This window comes from Pseudomonas sp. HMWF006 (assembly GCF_003061205.1).
Lineage (GTDB): Bacteria > Pseudomonadota > Gammaproteobacteria > Pseudomonadales > Pseudomonadaceae > Aquipseudomonas > Aquipseudomonas monsensis.
Window position 1 is genome coordinate 1 of record NZ_QAIU01000047.1, and the last position, 1,450, is coordinate 1,450.

The window sequence follows — 1,450 nt, forward strand, 5'->3', positions numbered from 1 at the left end:
GAGCTGGACGCGTCGGCGGCGGCGATCCAGTCGATCAACACCATCGTCAACACCCAAGGCCATCTCAAGGCCTACAACACCGATTACATTGCGGTTGCGCAACTGTTGGAAACCCACGCCGTGCCCAAGGATTCGACTTTTGCCTTGCGCGGCAGTGGCGGCATGGGCAAAGCGGTGGCCAGTGCCTTGCGCGACGGTGGCTATAAAAACGGCTTGATCGTCGCCCGTAACGAGCGCGCCGGGCGGGGACTGGCCGAATCGCTGGGCTATCGCTGGCAAGCCGAACTGGGCGATGAACGCCCGCAGATGCTGATCAATGTCACACCGGTGGGGATGGATGGCGGGCCGGAGGCGGGGCAACTGGCGTTCGAACCTGAAGTGATCAACGCGGCGGACACGGTCTTCGATGTGGTGGCGATCCCGTCAGAAACGCCGCTGATCGTGCGTGCTCGCGCTGAAGGCAAGCGGGTGATTACCGGGCTGGAAGTGATTGCGATCCAGGCGCTGGAGCAGTTTGTGCTGTACACCGGGGTGCGGCCGACGGAGGAGCAGTTTGCGGCGGCAGTGAATTTCGCACGGAGCTGATTGTTTCGCTGAACGGGCAGGCCTGATCGCCAGCAGGCGGTGGGAGCGGGCTCGCTCCCACCGTAAAACTGCTGTGTTTATTCGAGGCGTGCCAGGCGTTCTTCCAGCGCAGCAATTCGCGCTTCCAGCTCTTCGATGCGTTCTACGGAAACGCCTGTGCCCGCACGTTCCTGCGGATTCTGCCGCGCGGCCATGATCGCCTCGATGTCTGCCGGATCGCCCAGCGCATGGGTGTAACGGTCTTCGCGCTGCCCGGCCTGACGCGGGATCAGCACCGCCAGTCCGCGTGCGATCAGGCGCTCGAGCTGGTGCACCACTTGCTCGGCATCTTCAAAGTCATGCATGCGGCCGCTGCGTGTCAGCAGCTCATTGACGGTTTGCGGGCCACGCAGAAACATCAGTCCGCTGAGCACCACCTGGGCTGGCACCAGTTCCAGCGCCTTGTCGACCTTGTGCTCCCAACGGTCGGCACGACTGCCCATCACCAGCTTGGCGAAACCACGGCCCTCATGGGCACGCAGGCTCTGGCCGACCTGGCCCTGGGTCAGGTTCATCACCGGTTCCCGGCTGGTTTTCTGGTTGCACGCGAGTACCAGTGCATTGAGCGTCAGCGGATAGGTTTCCGGGCTGGTCGCCTGTTTCTCGATCAGCGCACCGAGAATGCGGATTTCCGTGGCGTTGAGCCGTGGCTCGTCGAAGGTTGCTTCAAGTTCTGTGGTCATCGCGCGTTCCCTCTGCAGTCGAAGGCGCCTAGCCTAATCCTTGCCAAACAAAAGGCAAGCCGTGCGGTCATCAAGCATGGCTATAATCGCCTCCACGTTCCACCCAGCCATCACACGAGACTGCCATGACCATTTCCCTGTAC

2 protein-coding genes are annotated in these 1,450 nt (G+C 62.2%); one reads left to right on the forward strand and one right to left on the reverse strand.

From position 1 onward, the window contains the following. Window positions 1–585, forward strand: a 585-nt coding sequence (locus tag DBR24_RS01740; RefSeq protein WP_128613699.1) for a shikimate 5-dehydrogenase, incomplete at its 5' end; no start/stop codon positions are given. Between the two features lie 77 nt (window positions 586–662). Here DBR24_RS01740 and DBR24_RS01745 read toward each other — a convergent pair. Continuing rightward, window positions 663–1,307: a YceH family protein gene (locus DBR24_RS01745; RefSeq protein ID WP_128613700.1), complete on the reverse strand. Its 645-nt coding sequence runs from the start codon at window positions 1,305–1,307 to the stop codon at window positions 663–665. Window positions 1,308–1,450: the final 143 nt, after the last annotated feature.